This window comes from Mycobacterium sp. M26 (genome assembly GCF_001494595.1).
Classification (GTDB): Bacteria; Actinomycetota; Actinomycetes; order Mycobacteriales; family Mycobacteriaceae; genus Mycobacterium.
Window position 1 is genome coordinate 123,861 of record NZ_LN929908.1, and the last position, 16,969, is coordinate 140,829.

Sequence of the window (16,969 nt, forward strand, 5' to 3'; positions counted from 1 at the left end):
TCATGACCGGGCGGCGGGGGCCGCTCGTCGTCACCGGGCTAACAAAGCAAGTGCTTGGTAGGTTAGCCTACAGGGGTGATAACGGTCGAGGAGTTCCGGGCTGAGGTCCGCGAGTGGCTGGCCGACAACCTCGTCGGCGAATACGCCGCGCTCAAGGGCCTCGGCGGGCCCGGGCGCGAACACGAAGCCTTCGAAGAGCGGCTGGCGTGGAACCGCCATCTGGCGGCCGCCGGCCTGACGTGTCTGGGCTGGCCGGTGGAGCACGGCGGCCGCGGTTTGTCGGTGGCGCACCGCGTCGCCTTCTACGAGGAGTACGCCAAGGCCGACGCTCCCGACAAGGTGAACCACCTGGGTGAGGAACTGCTCGGGCCCACCCTGATCGCCTACGGGACGCCCGAGCAGCAGCAGCGGTTCCTGCCGCACATCCTCGATGTCACCGAGCTGTGGTCACAGGGCTACTCCGAGCCCGGCGCGGGCAGCGATCTGGCCAATGTGGCGACCACGGCCGTTCTGGACGGCGACCACTGGGTGATCAACGGCCAGAAGGTGTGGACGTCGCTGGCGCACTGGGCGCAGTGGTGTTTCGTGGTGGCCCGCACCGAGAAGGGGTCCAAGCGGCACGCCGGCCTGTCCTTCCTGCTGGTGCCGCTGGATCAGCCCGGCGTGGAGATCCGCCCGATCATTCAGCTGACCGGTGACTCGGAGTTCAACGAGGTGTTCTTCACCGATGCCCGCGCCGACGCCGGCTTGGTGGTGGGCGAGCCGGGCGACGGCTGGCGGGTGGCCATGGGGTTGCTGACGTTCGAGCGCGGTGTCTCGACGCTGGGCCAGCAGATCCGTTATGCCCGTGAGCTTTCCGGTGTCGTCGAGCTGGCCAAGGCCAATGGGGCCATCGACGATCCGCTGATCCGGGAGCGGCTTACCCGGGCCTGGGTCGGACTGCAGACGATGCGCTCCTTCGCGTTGGCGACCATGGACGTCGAGCAGCCGGGGCAGGACAACGTCTCGAAGCTGCTGTGGGCGAACTGGCACCGCGATCTCGGCGAGCTGGCCATGGACATCCAGGGCAAGGTCGGTCTGCTCAAACAGGACGACGAGTTCGACGAGTGGCAGCGGCTGTTCCTGTTCTCGCGCGCCGATACGATCTACGGCGGCTCCAACGAGATCCAGCGCAACATCATCGCCGAGCGGGTGCTCGGCCTACCCCGGGAGGCGAAGGGCTAGTGGGCTCATTGGCGGATGTGCCGCAGGAGGTCGCCGGCCACGGTCTGCTGACCGGCAAGGTCGTGGTGGTGACCGCAGCGGCCGGCACCGGCATCGGCTCGGCCACCGCGCGCCGCGCACTGGCTGAGGGTGCCGACGTCGTCATCTCCGATCACCACGAGCGTCGGCTCGGCGAAACCCGGGACCAGCTGGCCGAACTCGGCCTCGGCCGGGTGGAGAGCGTGGTCTGCGACGTCACCTCCACCGCCCAGGTGGACGCGTTGATCGCCTCGACCACCGCCCGGATGGGCCGGCTCGATGTGCTGGTCAACAACGCCGGGCTCGGTGGCGAGACCCCGGTGGTCGACATGACCGACGAGGAGTGGGACCGGGTTCTCAATGTCACCCTGACCTCGGTGATGCGCGCGACCCGGGCCGCCCTGCGTTACTTCCGCGAGGCCGGCCACGGCGGGGTGATCGTCAACAACGCCAGTGTGCTGGGCTGGCGGGCGCAGCACTCCCAGTCGCACTACGCCGCCGCCAAGGCCGGCGTGATGGCGCTGACCCGGTGCAGTGCCATCGAGGCCGTCGAGTTCGGGGTGCGCATCAACGCCGTGTCACCGAGCATCGCCCGGCACAAGTTCCTGGAGAAGGTCAGCTCGGCGGATCTGCTCGATCGGCTCTCCGAAGGCGAGGCCTTCGGCCGTGCCGCCGAGCCGTGGGAGATCGCCTCAACGATCGCTTTCCTGGCCAGTGACTACTCCAGTTACCTGACCGGCGAAGTGATTTCGGTATCGAGCCAGCACCCATGACAGAACAGCCGGTCAGCCGTCGCGACGAGCTTCTCGACCTCGCCGCGACCATGTTCGCCGAACGCGGCCTGCGCGCCACCACCGTGCGCGATATCGCCGATTCGGCGGGCATTCTGTCCGGCAGTCTCTATCACCACTTCAAGAGCAAGGAGCAGATGGTCGAGGAAGTCCTGCGGGACTTCCTGGACTGGCTGTTCGGGCGCTACCGCGAGATCGTCGAGTCCGAGCCCAATCCGCTGGAGCGGCTCAAGGGCTTGTTCATGGCGTCCTTCGAGGCGATCGAACACCGCCATGCGCAGGTGGTGATCTATCAGGACGAAGCCAAGCGGCTCACGGCGTTGCCGCAGTTCGACTTCGTCGACGCGCGTAACAAGGAACAGCGCAAGATGTGGCACGACCTTCTCAACGAGGGTATCGAGCAGGGATTCTTCCGGCCCGACATCGACGTCGACGTCGTGTACCGCTTCATCCGGGACACCACGTGGGTGTCCGTGCGGTGGTATCAGCCCGGCGGTCCGCTGACCGCCGAAGAGGTTGGCCGCCAATACCTTTCCATCGTCCTCGGCGGAATTTCCGCCACAGAGTAAGGAGATCGACATGGCCCCCGCCTCACAGGCATACGTCATCGACGCCGTGCGCACCGCGGTCGGCAAGCGCAATGGTTCGCTGGCCCACGTTCATCCCATCGATCTGGGTGTGGTGGCCTTCCGCGGCATCTTCGACCGGGTGGACGTCGACCCCGGCGCCGTGGAGGACGCGATCGTCGGCTGCCTGGACACCATCGGACCGCAGGCCGGCAACATCGGCCGCAACACCTGGTTGGCCGCGGGCTTCCCCGAAGAGGTTCCCGGGGTGACCGTCGACCGTCAGTGCGGGTCGAGCCAGCAGGCTATTTCCTTTGGGGCGCAGGCGATCATGGCTGGCACGGCGGACCTGATCCTGGCCGGTGGTATGCAGAACATGAGCCGCATCCCGATCTCGTCGGCGATGACAGTGGCCGAGCAGTTCGGCTTCACCTCACCGACCAACGAGTCGCAGTACTGGTTGGAACGCTATGGCGATCAGGAGATCTCGCAGTTCCGCGGTGCGGAGATGATCGCCGAGAAGTGGGGGCTGTCCCGTGAGGAGATGGAGGAGTTCTCGCTGGGCAGCCACGAGAAGGCGTTCGCCGCGATCCGCGCCGGGCACTTCGACAACGAGATCGTCCCGGTCGGTGACTTCCGCATCGACGAGGGCCCGCGTGAGTCCAGCCTGGAGAAGATGGCCGGGCTCAAGCCGCTGCGCGAGGGCGGCCGCCTGACCGCGGCGATGGCCAGCCAGATCTCCGACGGTGCCAGCGCGGTGCTGCTGGCATCGGAGCAGGCCGTCAAGGACCACAACCTGACCCCGCGGGCCCGCATCCACCACATCAGCGCCCGCGGCGCCGATCCGGTGTTCATGCTCACCGGCCCGATCCCGGCCACCCAGTACGCGCTGGACAAGGCCGGGCTGACCATCGACGACATCGACGTGGTCGAGATCAACGAGGCGTTCGCGCCCGTGGTGATGGCCTGGCTCAAGGAGACCAAGGCCGACCCGGAGAAGGTCAACCCCAACGGTGGTGCGATCGCACTGGGTCACCCGCTGGGTGCCACCGGGGCCAAGCTGTTCACCACCATGCTCAACGAGCTGGAGCGTCGCGGTGGCCGCTACGGCCTGCAGACCATGTGCGAGGGCGGCGGCACCGCCAACGTCACCATCATCGAACGGCTCTAGTTCTGTCCCGAGTGTGGGCCTTATGCACGCAGATCAGCGAAAAGCTGTGCATGGGGCCCACACTCGTCTCACCCGCGGGCGGCGATGGCGACGAGCCCGTAGGCCACCGCGTACCGGTGCCCCAGGGTGCGGCAGACATTGCCGCGCCCAACGGTCACCCGAAGACCGAGCTGTTCACTGACCGCGCGCACCAACTCGTCGTCACCTGCCCCGCCGCCGACCAGAACCAGCCCACGGGCCTGCGGTGCCACCTGGTCCAGTCCCCGCACGACGTTCGCGCCGATGACGAGTCGTTTCGCGGCCAGGCGCCAATTGCGCCACTCGGAGCCGGATAGCTCCGAGGTAAAGGGCAGCAGCCCATTCGGGGCCGACGCCAGAAGCCAACCGGTGCAACGGCCATCGATCGGGGTGTCGAGGAAGTGCCGGCGCCCGTGCTCGTCCTCGACGAGTTGGGGGGTGACCGCGCTCAGTGCCTCCGCACGTTTGGCGTATTCGGCGGTGCTGCGGGAGATTCCGAGGGCCGCCGACGTGGCGGTCGTGAGTAGTTGGCCGGCGCCGGGCAGGACGATGCGCTCCGTCGCCGACACCACGTCGACGGTGCCGCCGCCGACGTCGACGACCGCCACGTCCTCGGTGACACCGGGGGTTGTCAGCGCCCCCACCCTGGCCGCAACCGCCTCAGAGTCCACCCTCGTCACCGGTACCCTCAACGCCTCGCTCAGCGCGTCGGCGCCGGCTGGCGGACGGCGGCTCGCATCGCCCATGGTCGCCCTCACCACGATGTCGGTAGCCACCGAACCGCGACGTGAATGTGCCTGCACGGCAATGTCCGCCAGGTGTACAGCGTGCGAGTCCGGGGTCTCGGCGGCGATGCCGACCGGGTCGGCGGGTTGGTCCTCGGCAGGGGCGCCGTCGTGCAGGCACACCACAGCGCACGCGCTGTCGAAGAGTTGATCGGCGACCAGAGTGGCGTCGGGGCGCTCGTCATCGCGCAGGCTGAACGCATCGACGAGCCAGTACGGATCGGTGAGCCGTTGCAGTGAAGTGAAGCCCTGCCGGACTTCGATGGCGACCAGTGCAGCAGACAACAACGCGCTGGCGTCGACGCCGTCGATGACGGGCAACGGCGTAGTCAACCGGTTGGATACCAGGACTGCCTCGTCGTTGGTCGTCACCACACCGACCACGGCTGCGCCGGAATCGATGGCGGCATTGACGAATCCCGCGACATCGCGGTATCCCTGGTCGGCCGTCGCACAGGCGATGACCGGTTGGTCGCGGTTGACCTCGCTGAGGCGTTCGACCGGTACGGGGATGCCGACGCCTACCGCGTCGCCCGCGGTCGTCGGCGCTGACCGGGTGATGATGAGCAGCCGGCCGGTGCGCCGAGTGTGGAGCTTGACCTGTTCGGTGCCGGACGTCACCGGTGGTGTCGGAGCGAACGCGGCCCGATCGACCACGAGTCCGTGCGTGTGGCTCAGCTGGCGAACCAGCTGGGCGGCAACGTCGATGGCGCGCAGCGATCCCTTTCCACCCCGGGTCGGAACCCGCCCGCTGCCCACCACCTCGAGCTCACCGCCTCCGCGGCACAGGACCACCTCGGTCGTGGCGTTGCCGATGTCGACACCGGCCCACACCGTCATCGCAACAGGCCGCGCCGCTGGTAGGCCGTCGCCGCCTCGCGGACCAGCTGTGCGCACGCGTGTGCTTGGTGGGCGTCGAGTCGCTGTGCCAGCTCCTGCAGTTCGTCAAACGTGGAGCGGTTGGGGCGCAATGCTTCGTAGGCGGCCAGCATCTCCGCGGCCGGCAGCGCGGTCATCTCGGCCGCGCGGCGGAGATTCATCGCCAGTTGCGCCGAACCGGACCGTTGAGCGGCGTCGGCCTGGTCCAACAGTGTCTCCCGGCTGATCCGGATGTCGTCGAGGCTGAGCTGACCGGCACGCGCGGCCTCGACGGTAATCTCGTCGATCGCGCGACCGGAATGGGCGGAGGTGGTCATCGAACGAACTCCAATTCCACGTGGGATCCGGTGTGGGCGGCGATCTCGGCTCGCTCGATCGCGACCATCGACACCACCTTCGTGTGGTAGCGGGCGGTGATGGCCTCGTCGGTGTAGGCGTTGCGCATCGGGGCCGGGGTCGCGCCCTTCGCATGCCTTCCCGCGTTGATCCCGATCAGTCGGTACATGTCGGGGGCGATCAGCGGTGCGACACTGAGTAATTCGAGATTGGCCAGCGGGGTCAGGTCCCGGCGGTGGATCAGCGTGGTGCCCTTGGCCTGCAGGCCGACGCTGATCCCGGAGCCGGACAGTCCGGCCGCGGTCTTGCCGATCGATCCCAGATCCACGGTGTTGGTGATGCGCACCAGCCGCGGCACACACTGTTCTTCTTCCAAGCCGGCGAGGATCTGCTCGAGCACGTCGTAGATCGTCATGCCCGACAGCGTGCGGAACAGCTTGGTGGCGAACGCGGGAGAGACGCCGACCACGACCTCGCGGGGGTCGGTCCCGGGCAGGGCGGGGCCCAACTCCACCACCCGGCCGGGCTCGAAGAAGGCGGCCTGCTCCTTGACCAGGTCAGTAACCGAGCGGGCCTGCCGGACGGTGTCGAGCTGGGCTTGCCGCTCCGGTGATGGCCGGTATCCGGTGCCCGGCCCGCGGTAGTCATTGGGGTCGCTGAGCCCCGAGAGCACGTTCATCTGCTCGTCGAAGATGGCCGCCGTCTGCAGGTAGTCGCCGGTGACGCGGGCTTTGGCCATACCCAGGACGCGTTCGGCGACATCGCTGAACCCGGTCTCGGCGAGTGCGGCGACGACGTCGAGCACCGTCAGTCCGGACTGCTCGATCATCCGTGCGGCGTTCAGGACGGTCACGCCGTCGGTGACGGGCAGGTCCTTGGAACCCTCGGCGTGCACGACGGTCTCGACGTGCTCGTCGTCGAAGTCCGCCAACCCCAGATATTCGAACACCGCCCGGGTCGCTTCGGCGGCTTGTCGGCGCATCGCTTCGAAGGTGGCCGGATCCACCGACCGCAATCCGCCGTCGACACCCCAGTCACGCTGTAGCACCAGGTAGTCGTCGAGGTCGGCAGCGTTGAAGTTGGAGGGGCCAAACATGTTGTCGTAGGACACGATCGAGCCGAACCCGGAGAAGATGAAGTCCGACCCCGACAGCAGCGTCGGCAATGTACGACTGGTCCGGCGCATCGTCGACTCGCTCATCAGTGAGTCGTTTCCACTGCATGATTCGAGCCCGCGCAGCATCACCATCAGGTTCTCGGCGTGGAGTTCCTTGACGCCACCGGGCACCGCGGCGGTGATCGCGGCCCCGTCGACTCCGCCGTTCTGTACACCCTGTGCTCCGATGCCCTTGGCCAGGGCGACGCAGCGGGACTCCAGATAGTTCATCGACTTTCGTTCGGCCTGGCCCATGAGCACCTCGGAGCCGGCCCCGCTGGACAGCCGCATCTTGATTCCGCGCGAGGCGTAGGCGGAGGTCAGGAACGCCTTGGACCACGGGGTGTCATCACCATCGGTGAAGACCTGTTCGGTGCCGTAGACCGATACGGTTTCGGCGTAGGACACCAGTCCTCGGACTCCGAGCTCCAACTCGCGGGCTTCCTCCACCGAACATTGGGTCAGCGCGCCGGCCGCGGGCACCTGGGAGCCGATCAACAGTGCCATCGCGACGGCGGGAGCGTCGTCAAGCACCGGCACCGTCGTCTCGAGTTCGCGGAAGCCGTACGCCACCGCGGTCGCCGCGTCCGCGGCGATCAGGAGAGGGTCGTCGAGCCGATTGGTGACGTGGGCTTGATTGGCCGGGGTGCGGCGCGCCCGCATCTTCATCATCGCCATCTGGATCTCCACCGGTTGCAGCATGGCGACGACCCTGGCCATCTTCGCCGGGGTCAGGCCGGAGCAAACCCGGAGGACCTCGTCACGGGGCACGTTGGAATCCACGATGAGCCGAGCCAGTTCGACCTCGCTCATCGCCATCGACTTCGGGGCCTCGGCATGGTCGATCGCATAGCGCACGACGAACTCGTCGATGGTGTCGAAGTCGGCGGCAGGCTTGGAATCCATCTCGAGCACTGTGCCGTCGTCGGCCAGGCGCCAGGACGGTTCAGGGTCATACGGCGACAGGTGCGAGATCATGCCGAGTTCCGGATCGGGTTCGGCGAACCCGTCAAGGTTGACTCTCTGCTGGTCCAACAGTCGGATACGGCCCAGCGGGTGGTCCCGGGCGGCTTCGTCGCCATTCGCGTGCATGGCACACAGCATTGGGGTATCTGCCCCGGCAGGCAAGAACGCTACGAAGATTTCCGACAACGTGTCCGGCCGCACCTGGCCGGGCGGCTCGTCAGTGGTCGTGGACGATGACCCCGCGGATGTTTCGGCCGGCCAGCATGTCGTCATAGCCGACGTTGATGTCGGCGAGCTTGTACTCGGTGGTCACCGTCTCGTCCAGCAGCAGCTTGCCCTCGCGGTAGAGGCTCAGCAGCCGGGGGATGTCGGCGCGCATGTTCGCCTCGCCGTAGAGGCTGCCCAGCAGCCGCTTCTGGAAGAACGTGAACATGGCCATCGGCAGGGTCGGGGTCATGTCGAAGGCGTTGGCGATCGCGGTCAGTACCGCCGCCCCGCCCTTGCGCACCATCATCAACGCGTCGTTGATCATCGGGCCCTCGGCCAGGCCGACGGTGATCAGCGCGGAGTCCGCCATGACGCCGTGGGTGATCTGACCCACCAGCTCCAGGCCCTCGGCCACCGAGGTGGCGAAGTGGGTGGCCCCGAACTGGAATGCCTTGTCCCGCTTGTGCTCTGCGATGTCGATGACGACGATCTTCTCCGCACCCGCCAGCCGGGCGCCCTGGACGGCGCCGCTGCCGATACCGCCGAACCCGATCACGACGACGGTGTCGCCCGGGCTGACCTTCGCGGTGTTCACCGCTGAGCCCCAGCCCGTCGTCACGCCGCAGCCGAGCAGGCACGCGCGGTTGAGCGGGATGTCATCGTCGATCTTCACCAGCGAGGTCTCGTGCACGGTCCCGTACTGGGCGAAACAGCCGAGCAGCGAGGTGACACCGATGTCCTGGCCGCGGGCGTGCCGCCGGTAGGTCCCGTCCACCTGGGTGCCCATCATGATCAAAGCGCCCATGTCGCAGAGGTTTTGGTGCCCGGTCGAGCACCAGCGGCACTGCCCGCACACCGGCAGGAAGGAGGTGACGACGTGATCGCCGACCTTGAGGTCGCGCACGCCGGGACCGACCTCGACCACCACGCCCGCGCCTTCGTGGCCGCCGATGATCGGCAGCGCGACCGGGGTGTCGCCGGTGCGGAAGTGATGGTCGGAGTGGCACATGCCGGTCGCCTCGAACGAGACCAGGACCTCGCGGTCGCCGGGCGGGTCGAGCTCGACTTCCTCGACGCTCCAGTCACTGTTGGCGGCCCACAAGACCGCGGCATTCATCTTCATCGCCGCCAGCCTAGGGTGCGGCACCTGGCCAAACACCCTGATCCCGGTGTCTGAGACAGGCCGCTACTGGGCCAGCGCGAGCCCGCCGAGCGCGACGATCCAACTCGCGAAACTGCCGACCAAGAAGTACTCGGTGACATCGTCGATACCGATCCCCCCGTTCTCCCGCGCCTTCTGCGCATTGATCTCCGGGAACCGGATGATGCTCTTGGCGGCCACCACGGCCGTCGCAGCCGCGAGCTGGCCGGCCAGGCTCAGGCCGAGAATGAGAAGCCGTTCCATCGGCCCCAGTAGCCGGCCGCCCTTGAGCCTGTCGGAGGCCTGCGGTTGCCCGGCGGGCTTCACCGACCCCACCGACCCGAGCAGAAGGCGCACCAGCTGATTGCCGGTGACCAGTTGCAGGAGCACCACCGCGATCACCATCACGATGCGGCCGGGGTCGACCGTTGCCAAGCCCGGCAGCGCCACCCATCGGGCCCAGGCGGCGACCGGGCCCCCGACGTCAGAGCCCAGTCCGGACAACAGGACCAGCACGGCCAGGACGGTGCCGAACAGCACCAGCGGCCAGATCTGCCGCCGGCCCCCCAGGCGCTCGGCGCGCGCACAGGTGACCTCCCAAAGTGCAGCCGCGACCGCGGCGATGCCCACCAGCACCAGGTCGCCGAGATGCCACAGCCCGCACAGCGCGGCGGTGGCGATGGCGACCACCGGGCCGGCCAGCACCGCCGGCCAGGCCCGCGGCACGAGCCGTCGCAGAATGTCGGCGCAGCCCACCGCGATCAGGAAGACCGCAACCCCGCTCATCACAGACCCCGCAATTGCCCGCTGGCCAGTACCAGCAGGTCCAACCCATCGCGGGCGGTCCGCTGGGACACCGCCGAGGCGCTGATACCTTCCATGGCCGCCAAGTCCTTCTTCGTCACGTGCTCGAGGAGCCCCCGCAACAGGCGCAGGGATCGGGCATCCAACGATCCAATCAGGTGGTCCCGACACATCAGGGCGGCGTTGACGGCGTTCGGGTCCGGACCGTCGGCCGCGGCCCGGCGATACGTGGTGCGCAGATGCGCCAAGCCCGGCTGCTGCTGAGCCCCGGCCGTCCACTCGATGGCCTCGCGCGCCGACCACCAGCCCGGTCCGTCCTGGATACCGGTGGCCGGGTCGAGGATGGTGACCTCACCCCAGCCGATCCCGAAGCGCACGTCGACCTCCGGTGCGACCTCCAGCCGCACCGACAGGGCGGCGTCGATGGCGGCACCGACAGTGGGGTAGCTGCCCTGGAACTCGTCGCCCACCGTGAAGGCGGGCGGATCGATCGCGCTCGACCCGACCGCGGCAAGCGCTGCGGTCACCCGCTGATGCAGACCCGCGCGGTCCGCCATCTGCCGGGAACCAACCACGTCACCGATGAGAGTCGCTACTGGTGAAGCTGGAAGCTTCATTCCCTTCATGTGAAGACTATAGCTTCATCAAGAGGGAATGAAGCTCACAGATTCATCACGAGATGCGGACGCGCAGGAAGTGCTCGATGCCCGTCCGCTCGAATGTGCGGCGCCGGTCGCGCCGCAGCAGGGGCAGTGCTTCGGTGGCGTCGATGATCTCGGGGGCCACCACCTCGTAGGTCTCGCCCCGGCTCGAGATCCGCGCCCGCCCTGCGGTCAGGACATTGCGCAGCCAGTCGACCTGGGTGCCGTAGGGCAGCGGAACGATGAACCGATCGCCGACCCGGTCAGCGACCACCGGGGTCGAGTAGTGCTTCCCGGACTGCCGTCCGGTGTGCCGGATCACCGAGGCGTACCAGTACTTGGTACCGGCCAACCGCAGCATGGCCGGGTTGAGCAGATACTTGTTGGACAGTCGGATCAGGTCGCGGAACTGTCGCGGCCAGCTGTCGGGTGCCAGTCTCACTTACCTAGCCATCGCTTCCCCCCGGAATCAACGCCTACGACCCCACGGTACGCGTCATTCGACGAGTGCGGCAGCCGCCTGTAGATGCTTGACGGCATCACTGACGATGGTCTCGACCAGTTCCGCGCATGACGGCAGGTCCTCGATGATGCCGGCCACCTGACCTGAGGCCAGCACACCGGCTTGGGTGTTGCCTTCCACCAGGCCGGCCTTCAGCAGCATCGGGGTGTTGGCCGCCATCAGCACCTGCGACCAGGTGAGGTCCTTGCCGTGCCGCATGGCCAGACCATCGCGGATCATCGAGGCCCAGCTCATCTGCGACATCTTCTTGAACTTGGCGGCATTGCCGACCGCCGCGGTGAATCCCCTTATCCGGGAGCCGCTTTCCAGCTTCTCGACCAGACCGGTGCGCAGCACCCGGTGCGGCATCCCGTCCACCCGGGTGGACACGACCGTGCCGTCCAGGGCGGCCTGCAGGTACCGCTGCTTGATCTCGTCGGGCACGGTGGAGTCCGAGGTCAGCAGGAACCGGGTTCCCATCGCCACGCCCGCCGCACCGTAGGACAGGGCGGCGGCCAGGCCGCGCCCGTCGAAGAAGCCGCCTGCGGCGACGACGGGAATGTCGACCGCGTCGAGCACCGACGGCAGCAGCAGGGTGGTCGCCACCGGTCCGGTGTGACCGCCGCCTTCGCCGCCCTGCACGATCACCGCGTCGGCGCCCCAGCTCGCCACCTTGCGGGCATGTTTGGCTGCGCCCACCGACGGGACCACCACGGACCCTGCCTCTTTGAGGCGGGCGATCAACTCCTGCTTGGGGGCCAGGGCGAACGACGCCACCTTCACGCCCTCGCGGATCATCAGATCGACGCGATCGCCGGCATCGGCGGCATCGGCGCGGATGTTCACCCCGAACGGTTTGTCGGTGGCGGCCTTCACCTTCGAGATCGCGGTCGCAAGTTCATCGATGGTCATGGTCGCCGAGGCCAGGATTCCCAGCCCACCGGCGTTGGAGGTGGCCGAGACCAGCCGGGCGCCGGCCACCCAGCCCATCCCGGTCTGGACGACGGGGTGCTCGATGCCGACCAGTTCGGTCAGCGGCGTGCGTAGCCTCATGCTCGGCCTCGATTGTCGCGGGGCGACGCGACTTCCTTGTCGCGCAGCCCTTTCGGGTCGATTCGCTCCCGGATCAGCTGCTGCTCCTCGCCACTGGGCAGCCGGGTCCGGTCGGCCTCGTCGAGGCCGTGGACCTCGAAGGAGGTGTTCTCCCGGACCTCGTCGGGCTCCACACCGGGATGTAGTGACAACGCCCGCATCGTGCGGTCGGGGCCGCCGAAGTCGAACACGCCGAGGTTGGTGACGACCCGGTAGACGTTGACGAAGCGGTAGGCCGGGTTGTCCGGATCGACCTTGTCCCAGCCGATTCCGGACACGATGTCGACGGCTTCGCAGAACACCCGCTTGGAGTGGTTGCCCACCCAGTAGCTGGTGGCGTGGTTGATGGTGTTACCCGGTGCGCCGCGGACACCGAACATCTGCCGGGTCGGGTGTTGCAGCGGGCCGAAGGCCGACAGGTTCTGGTTGCCGTAGCGGTCAATCTGGTTGGCGCCCATGACCACATGGCGCCGACCCCAGGCCAGGGTCTCGAAGACCCGGCCGAACGGCATCCAGCCCTCGATGGCGCCCTGTGCGCCGAGTGCCGGGGTGTCGGCCAGAAGTCGGGCTTCACCGTCGGTGAGCAGGATGTCGGGCGCGAAGGTCAGTCGCGCCAGACGGGCGCCGATCGAGACGATGTTCGTCATCGGGCTGACCATGATCTCGCCGGCATCGCGGAACAGTTCTGCGCAGGCGATGACGCACACCTCGGCGCGGCTGACCTGGATCATTTGGCCTCCTGCTCTGCGAAGCGGCGCACTGCGGCCTGGTAGTCGGCTTCACTGCCGGATAGGAAGGTGGCGACGAACTCCTGCCACGTCGCATCCTCGGCGGCCGCCGCTGCGTAGTGGCGCTGGAACTTCTCGTCGCGTTTGTAGTCAGGTTCGGCGGTGGTGAAATGCGCGCCGTTGGGAGCCTCGACCACCTGGTCGACCATCATCCGGTTCACCAGTAGTGCTTGCGGCGGAACGGATTTGATGAGCTCCTCCGTGGATACCACTTTCTCCACCGACAGATAGCGGCGGTCGGCGGCCATCAGGAACAGGTCGTCGAAGTACGGGTCGATCCCGGTGTAGGCGGCGTTGCCGTGTTTGTCGCCCAGGTTCAGGTGTGCGAACGCGGCGTCCAGGCGCAGCGCGGGCATGGCGACGAGATCTTCATGGCCACCGTCGGTTTCGTACGGGGAGCGGACGGTTTTGAGCTCGCCGTCCCAGAAGTCGATGACCGAGCTGCCCAGCCCGGCGCGGATGGGCAGGAATGGCAACCGTTGTGCGGCGGCCTGCAGACCGCACCGCAGCATGCCCTCGTCCATCTCGCGGGCCACGATCGTCCCCGAGGTCCGGGCCTTGGAGAACCACGGGTCGTAGAACGGCGGCGAATCCAGTGACACGAAGCCGTAGTAGACCTTGCTGACCTTGCCCGCCGAGCACAGCAGCCCCAGGTCGGGCCCGCCGTAGGTGACCACGGTCAGGTCGGTGACGTCGGTGCGCAGCAGGGCGCGCACGAAGGCCATCGGCTTGCGGCGTGATCCCCAGCCGGCGATGCCGATGGTCATGCCGCTCTCGATGCCGGCGACAGCCTCGTCGAGTGTCGTTCGCTTATCTCTCATTTCACGCCCTTGTTGGTCCCCGCGAAAGCGTCGCGGTGCTCGTCGGCGACGCCGGACAGATTCAGCTCGAACGTGAAGCCCTGCTCCATGCGGTAACTGGAGTTGACCCGCTGGACGTCGATGAAGTTCAGCGCCTCCTTGGCCGCCCGGATCACCCGGGTGTCCTTGCTGGCGATGTCGCGGGCGACGCGCAGTGCGGACTCGTCGAGGTCGGCCCGCGGCACCACCTCGTGCACCGACCCGAACTGGTGCAGCGTGTGCGCATCGACGGTCGCCGCGGTGTAGAACAGCCGCCGCATCATGTGCTGGGGGACCAGCCGGGACAGATGAGTGGCTGCCCCCAACGCGCCGCGCTCGACCTCGGGGAGTCCGAACTTCGCATCATCGGAGGCCACGATCACGTCGGCATTGCCGACCAGGCCGATACCGCCGCCGACGCAGAACCCGTTGACCGCGGCGATGACGGGCACCTCGCACTCGTAGACCGCCTTGAAGGCCGCAAAGCAGCCCCGGTTGGCGTCGATCAGCGCGGTGAAGCCCTCGGTGTTCTGCATCTCCTTGATGTCCACACCGGCGTTGAAGCCCCGGCCCTCGGCACGCAGGATCACCACGTGAGTGGACATGTCCCGGCCCGCTGCGGTGATGGTGTCGGCCAGTTCGAACCAGCCCCGTGAGGGCAGTGCATTGACGGGCGGATGGTCCACCGTGACGGCGACGATGCCGGGTTCGACGGTGCGAGACGTAATGGTCATCGGAGTTCCTCGGTCGCTTCCTGATGGGGGCGAATACCTAAGCAAGCACTTGCTTGGTACGCTAGCACAGTGACTGAGGCGGCTGATACCGGCATCAACCTGGGCCTGCAGGGCCGTGTGGTCCTCGTGACGGGCGGTGTGCGCGGCGTCGGCGCCGGGATCAGCTCGGTGTTCGCCGACCAGGGCGCCACCGTCGTCACCTGCGCGCGGCGCCCCGTCGAGGGCCTGCCCTACGACTTCCACAGCTGCGACGTCCGGGACCCCGAAGCCGTCGCAGGCCTGATCGAGGCCGTCGTGGCCACGCACGGCCGACTCGACGTGGTGGTGAACAACGCGGGCGGCTCGCCCTACGCGCTGGCCGCCGACGCGTCCCCGAAGTTCCACCAGAAGATCGTCGAACTGAATCTGCTTGGCATGCTGCATGTCTCGCAGGCCGCCAACGTGGTGATGCAGGCGCAGCCGCAGGGTGGCTCGATCGTGTCGATCTCCTCGGTGAGCGCCGGGCGTCCGTCGCCCGGCACCGCGGCCTACAGCGCCGCCAAGGCCGGGGTGGAAAGCCTCACCACCACCCTGGCGGTGGAGTGGGCGCCGAAGGTGCGGGTGAACACCCTCGTGGTGGGCATGGTCGAGACCGAGCAGGCCGAGCTGTTCTACGGTGATGCCGAGTCGCAGGCCGCCGTCGCCGCCACCGTGCCGCTGGGACGGCTGGCAAAACCGGTCGATATCGGTTGGGCCGCAGCATTTTTAGCTTCTGACGCAGCCTCATACATCAGTGGGGCCAAGATGGCGGTGCACGGCGGCGGCGAGCCGCCGGCATATCTGTCCGCCTCCAGCGCAAACAAGTAAGGAGATATGGGAATGGGTTTGCTCGACGGCCGGGTGGTCATCGTCACGGGTGCCGGTGGCGGTATCGGGCGCGCGCACGCACTGGCGTTCGCCGCCGAAGGGGCGCGCGTGGTGGTCAACGACATCGGCGTCGGGCTCGACGGGTCGCCGGCCGGTGGCGGTAGCGCCGCGCAGGGCGTCGTCGACGAAATCGTCGCTGCCGGTGGCGAAGCCGTCGCCAACGGCTCCAACGTGGCCGACTGGGCGCAGGCCGAGGCGCTGATCCAGACCGCCGTCGACACCTTCGGTGGCCTCGACGTCCTGGTGAACAACGCCGGCATCGTGCGCGACCGGATGTTCGTCAACACCTCCGAAGAGGAGTTCGACGCCGTCATCGCCGTGCACCTCAAGGGCCATTTCGCCACCATGAAGCACGCCGGTGCGTACTGGCGCGCCAAGTCCAAGGCCGGTGAGGCGGTCGACGCCCGCATCATCAATACCAGCTCGGGTGCCGGGCTGCAGGGCAGTGTCGGGCAGGCCAACTACAGCGCCGCCAAAGCGGGGATCGCTGCGCTGACCCTGGTGGCCGCCGCCGAGATGAGCCGGATCGGCGTAACCGTCAACGCGATCGCTCCGTCGGCACGGACTCGGATGACCGAGACCGTGTTCGCCGACATGATGTCCACCCAGGACCAGGCGTTCGACGCCATGGCGCCGGAGAACATCTCACCGCTGGTGGTCTGGCTCGGCAGTGTCGAGTCGCGTGACGTCACCGGCCGGGTTTTCGAGGTCGAGGGCGGCATCATCCGGGTCGCCGAGGGCTGGGCGCGCGGCGCGGACATCGACAAGGGTGATCGCTGGGATCCCGCCGAGCTGGGTCCGGTGGTCACCGACCTGCTGGCCAAGTCACGCGAGCCGCTGCCGGTATTCGGCGCCTAAGCCACTTCGCCGAACGGCCAGTTACGTCACGCTGCAGCGCGAAATGCGTGGCATAACTGGCCTTTCGCGGCGGAAGGCTAGGGGTCGCAGATGACGATCGGAATCACCCGATCGGTCCACGACTGGTAGTCCTCGAAGCCGGTGTAGAACGCCGTCATCTTCGGCCAGTACTCGGCGCGCTCGGCTTCGGTGGCATCGCGTGCCGTCAGGTTGAGCACTTCGTCCTTGATCTGGACCGAGACCTTGGGATTGGCCTTGAGGTTCAGGTACCACAGCGGGTGCTTGTCACTGCCGCCCTGCGAGGCCACCAGCACGATCCGGTTGCCCTCGCGTAGGAACAGCAACGGCGCGACCCGCGGCTCACCGCTCTTGCGTCCGATGGTCGTCAGCAGCGCCACCGGGGCGCCTTCGAGGAATGTGCCGCCGAGCTTGCCCTTGCTCACCTTGTAGACCGCGGTCTGGGCGCGGGACATCCACTTGATGATGAACTTGGTGGTCGGCGTATCGAGGCCCTTGGGCCGGGGTTTGGGCACGACTGCTCCTCGGA

The 16,969-nt window shown here is 67.6% G+C and carries 18 protein-coding genes; 6 read left to right on the forward strand and 12 right to left on the reverse strand.

Translation table 11 applies throughout. The features are described 5' to 3' along the window. The first annotated feature begins 75 nt into the window (after positions 1 to 75). From ipdE1 to fadA6, 4 genes are read left to right on the forward strand one after another with little or no spacing between them, the layout of a single operon-like run. Positions 76 to 1,224 (forward strand): acyl-CoA dehydrogenase IpdE1, encoded by a 1,149-nt coding sequence (ipdE1, locus tag BN3385_RS09960; RefSeq protein WP_059016632.1) that lies wholly within the window; start codon positions 76 to 78, stop codon positions 1,222 to 1,224. An 8-nt stretch (positions 1,225 to 1,232) separates the two neighbouring features. After that, positions 1,233 to 2,015 carry a (5R,7aS)-5-hydroxy-7a-methyl-1-oxo-2,3,5,6,7,7a-hexahydro-1H-indene-carboxyl-CoA reductase gene (ipdF, locus tag BN3385_RS09965; RefSeq protein ID WP_502688099.1) on the forward strand — a complete coding sequence of 261 codons (783 nt, stop codon included), beginning with the start codon at positions 1,233 to 1,235 and terminating at the stop codon, positions 2,013 to 2,015. Continuing rightward, entirely contained in the window at positions 2,012 to 2,602 is a 591-nt protein-coding gene (gene kstR2, locus BN3385_RS09970; protein WP_059016634.1) for a TetR family transcriptional regulator KstR2, read from the forward strand. The genes ipdF and kstR2 overlap by 4 nt, the downstream gene beginning before the upstream one ends. Before the next feature lie 10 nt (positions 2,603 to 2,612). Continuing rightward, a complete protein-coding gene (fadA6, locus tag BN3385_RS09975) occupies positions 2,613 to 3,770 on the forward strand; it encodes a steroid 3-ketoacyl-CoA thiolase FadA6 (RefSeq protein ID WP_059016635.1) in 1,158 nt (385 codons plus the stop codon). A gap of 68 nt (positions 3,771 to 3,838) precedes the next feature. Here the strand turns inward: fadA6 and BN3385_RS09980 are convergent, their stop codons facing one another. The 11 genes from BN3385_RS09980 to echA20 form a co-directional block, all read right to left on the reverse strand. Further along, complete coding sequence (locus tag BN3385_RS09980; RefSeq protein ID WP_059016636.1) at positions 3,839 to 5,413, reverse strand: diol dehydratase reactivase ATPase-like domain-containing protein; 1,575 nt, start codon at positions 5,411 to 5,413, stop codon at positions 3,839 to 3,841. Beyond that, positions 5,410 to 5,769 (reverse strand): diol dehydratase small subunit, encoded by a 360-nt coding sequence (locus BN3385_RS09985; protein WP_059016637.1) that lies wholly within the window; start codon positions 5,767 to 5,769, stop codon positions 5,410 to 5,412. The genes BN3385_RS09980 and BN3385_RS09985 overlap by 4 nt, the downstream gene beginning before the upstream one ends. Further along, on the reverse strand, positions 5,766 to 8,036 hold the full coding sequence (locus tag BN3385_RS09990) for a propanediol/glycerol family dehydratase large subunit (RefSeq protein WP_059021774.1): 2,271 nt from the start codon (positions 8,034 to 8,036) through the stop codon (positions 5,766 to 5,768). Before BN3385_RS09990 ends, BN3385_RS09985 begins: the two co-directional genes overlap by 4 nt. A 91-nt stretch (positions 8,037 to 8,127) precedes the next feature. Next, a complete protein-coding gene (locus BN3385_RS09995) occupies positions 8,128 to 9,240 on the reverse strand; it encodes an NDMA-dependent alcohol dehydrogenase (RefSeq protein WP_059016638.1) in 1,113 nt (370 codons plus the stop codon). A gap of 63 nt (positions 9,241 to 9,303) precedes the next feature. Beyond that, positions 9,304 to 10,044 (reverse strand): hypothetical protein, encoded by a 741-nt coding sequence (locus tag BN3385_RS10000; protein WP_059016639.1) that lies wholly within the window; start codon positions 10,042 to 10,044, stop codon positions 9,304 to 9,306. After that, the gene (locus BN3385_RS10005; protein ID WP_156432710.1) at positions 10,044 to 10,688 is read right to left on the reverse strand and encodes a SatD family protein; all 645 of its coding nucleotides are present in this window, start codon (positions 10,686 to 10,688) and stop codon (positions 10,044 to 10,046) included. The genes BN3385_RS10000 and BN3385_RS10005 overlap by 1 nt, the downstream gene beginning before the upstream one ends. A gap of 46 nt (positions 10,689 to 10,734) precedes the next feature. Beyond that, entirely contained in the window at positions 10,735 to 11,145 is a 411-nt protein-coding gene (locus tag BN3385_RS10010; RefSeq protein ID WP_059016641.1) for a nitroreductase/quinone reductase family protein, read from the reverse strand. 54 nt (positions 11,146 to 11,199) lie between these two features. After that, positions 11,200 to 12,258, reverse strand: a complete 1,059-nt coding sequence (ipdC, locus tag BN3385_RS10015; protein WP_059016642.1) for a (3aS,4S,5R,7aS)-5-hydroxy-7a-methyl-1-oxo-octahydro-1H-indene-4-carboxyl-CoA dehydrogenase — start codon at positions 12,256 to 12,258, stop codon at positions 11,200 to 11,202. Beyond that, the gene (ipdB, locus tag BN3385_RS10020; protein WP_059016643.1) at positions 12,255 to 13,028 is read right to left on the reverse strand and encodes a cholesterol ring-cleaving hydrolase subunit IpdB; all 774 of its coding nucleotides are present in this window, start codon (positions 13,026 to 13,028) and stop codon (positions 12,255 to 12,257) included. The genes ipdC and ipdB overlap by 4 nt, the downstream gene beginning before the upstream one ends. Beyond that, positions 13,025 to 13,906 carry a cholesterol ring-cleaving hydrolase subunit IpdA gene (ipdA, locus tag BN3385_RS10025; protein WP_059016644.1) on the reverse strand — a complete coding sequence of 294 codons (882 nt, stop codon included), beginning with the start codon at positions 13,904 to 13,906 and terminating at the stop codon, positions 13,025 to 13,027. Before ipdA ends, ipdB begins: the two co-directional genes overlap by 4 nt. After that, entirely contained in the window at positions 13,903 to 14,658 is a 756-nt protein-coding gene (gene echA20, locus BN3385_RS10030; RefSeq protein ID WP_059016645.1) for a (7aS)-7a-methyl-1,5-dioxo-2,3,5,6,7,7a-hexahydro-1H-indene-carboxyl-CoA hydrolase, read from the reverse strand. The genes ipdA and echA20 overlap by 4 nt, the downstream gene beginning before the upstream one ends. 33 nt (positions 14,659 to 14,691) lie before the next feature. Between echA20 and BN3385_RS10035 the strand changes: the two genes are divergently transcribed. Then, the gene (locus BN3385_RS10035; protein ID WP_156432711.1) at positions 14,692 to 15,504 is read left to right on the forward strand and encodes an SDR family oxidoreductase; all 813 of its coding nucleotides are present in this window, start codon (positions 14,692 to 14,694) and stop codon (positions 15,502 to 15,504) included. 12 nt (positions 15,505 to 15,516) lie between these two features. After that, a complete protein-coding gene (locus tag BN3385_RS10040; RefSeq protein WP_059016647.1) occupies positions 15,517 to 16,422 on the forward strand; it encodes an SDR family oxidoreductase in 906 nt (301 codons plus the stop codon). 77 nt (positions 16,423 to 16,499) lie between these two features. On the opposite strand, the gene BN3385_RS10045 is transcribed toward BN3385_RS10040, so the two are convergent. Then, the gene (locus BN3385_RS10045; RefSeq protein WP_059016648.1) at positions 16,500 to 16,955 is read right to left on the reverse strand and encodes a nitroreductase family deazaflavin-dependent oxidoreductase; all 456 of its coding nucleotides are present in this window, start codon (positions 16,953 to 16,955) and stop codon (positions 16,500 to 16,502) included. Positions 16,956 to 16,969: the final 14 nt, after the last annotated feature.

What these genes read in the sequence shown, in the direction of transcription:
- kstR2 (WP_059016634.1), top strand. Translation starts at nt 2,012, where the DNA reads ATGACAGAACAGCCGGTCAGCCGTCGCGACGAGCTTCTCGACCTCGCC.
- fadA6 (WP_059016635.1), top strand. Translation starts at nt 2,613, where the DNA reads ATGGCCCCCGCCTCACAGGCATACGTCATCGACGCCGTGCGCACCGCG.
- BN3385_RS09980 (WP_059016636.1), bottom strand. Translation starts at nt 5,413, where the DNA reads ATGACGGTGTGGGCCGGTGTCGACATCGGCAACGCCACGACCGAGGTG.
- BN3385_RS09985 (WP_059016637.1), bottom strand. Translation starts at nt 5,769, where the DNA reads ATGACCACCTCCGCCCATTCCGGTCGCGCGATCGACGAGATTACCGTC.
- BN3385_RS09990 (WP_059021774.1), bottom strand. Translation starts at nt 8,036, where the DNA reads ATGCACGCGAATGGCGACGAAGCCGCCCGGGACCACCCGCTGGGCCGT.
- BN3385_RS09995 (WP_059016638.1), bottom strand. Translation starts at nt 9,240, where the DNA reads ATGAAGATGAATGCCGCGGTCTTGTGGGCCGCCAACAGTGACTGGAGC.
- BN3385_RS10000 (WP_059016639.1), bottom strand. Translation starts at nt 10,044, where the DNA reads ATGAGCGGGGTTGCGGTCTTCCTGATCGCGGTGGGCTGCGCCGACATT.
- BN3385_RS10005 (WP_156432710.1), bottom strand. Translation starts at nt 10,688, where the DNA reads ATGAAGGGAATGAAGCTTCCAGCTTCACCAGTAGCGACTCTCATCGGT.
- ipdC (WP_059016642.1), bottom strand. Translation starts at nt 12,258, where the DNA reads ATGAGGCTACGCACGCCGCTGACCGAACTGGTCGGCATCGAGCACCCC.
- ipdB (WP_059016643.1), bottom strand. Translation starts at nt 13,028, where the DNA reads ATGATCCAGGTCAGCCGCGCCGAGGTGTGCGTCATCGCCTGCGCAGAA.
- ipdA (WP_059016644.1), bottom strand. Translation starts at nt 13,906, where the DNA reads ATGAGAGATAAGCGAACGACACTCGACGAGGCTGTCGCCGGCATCGAG.
- echA20 (WP_059016645.1), bottom strand. Translation starts at nt 14,658, where the DNA reads ATGACCATTACGTCTCGCACCGTCGAACCCGGCATCGTCGCCGTCACG.
- BN3385_RS10040 (WP_059016647.1), top strand. Translation starts at nt 15,517, where the DNA reads ATGGGTTTGCTCGACGGCCGGGTGGTCATCGTCACGGGTGCCGGTGGC.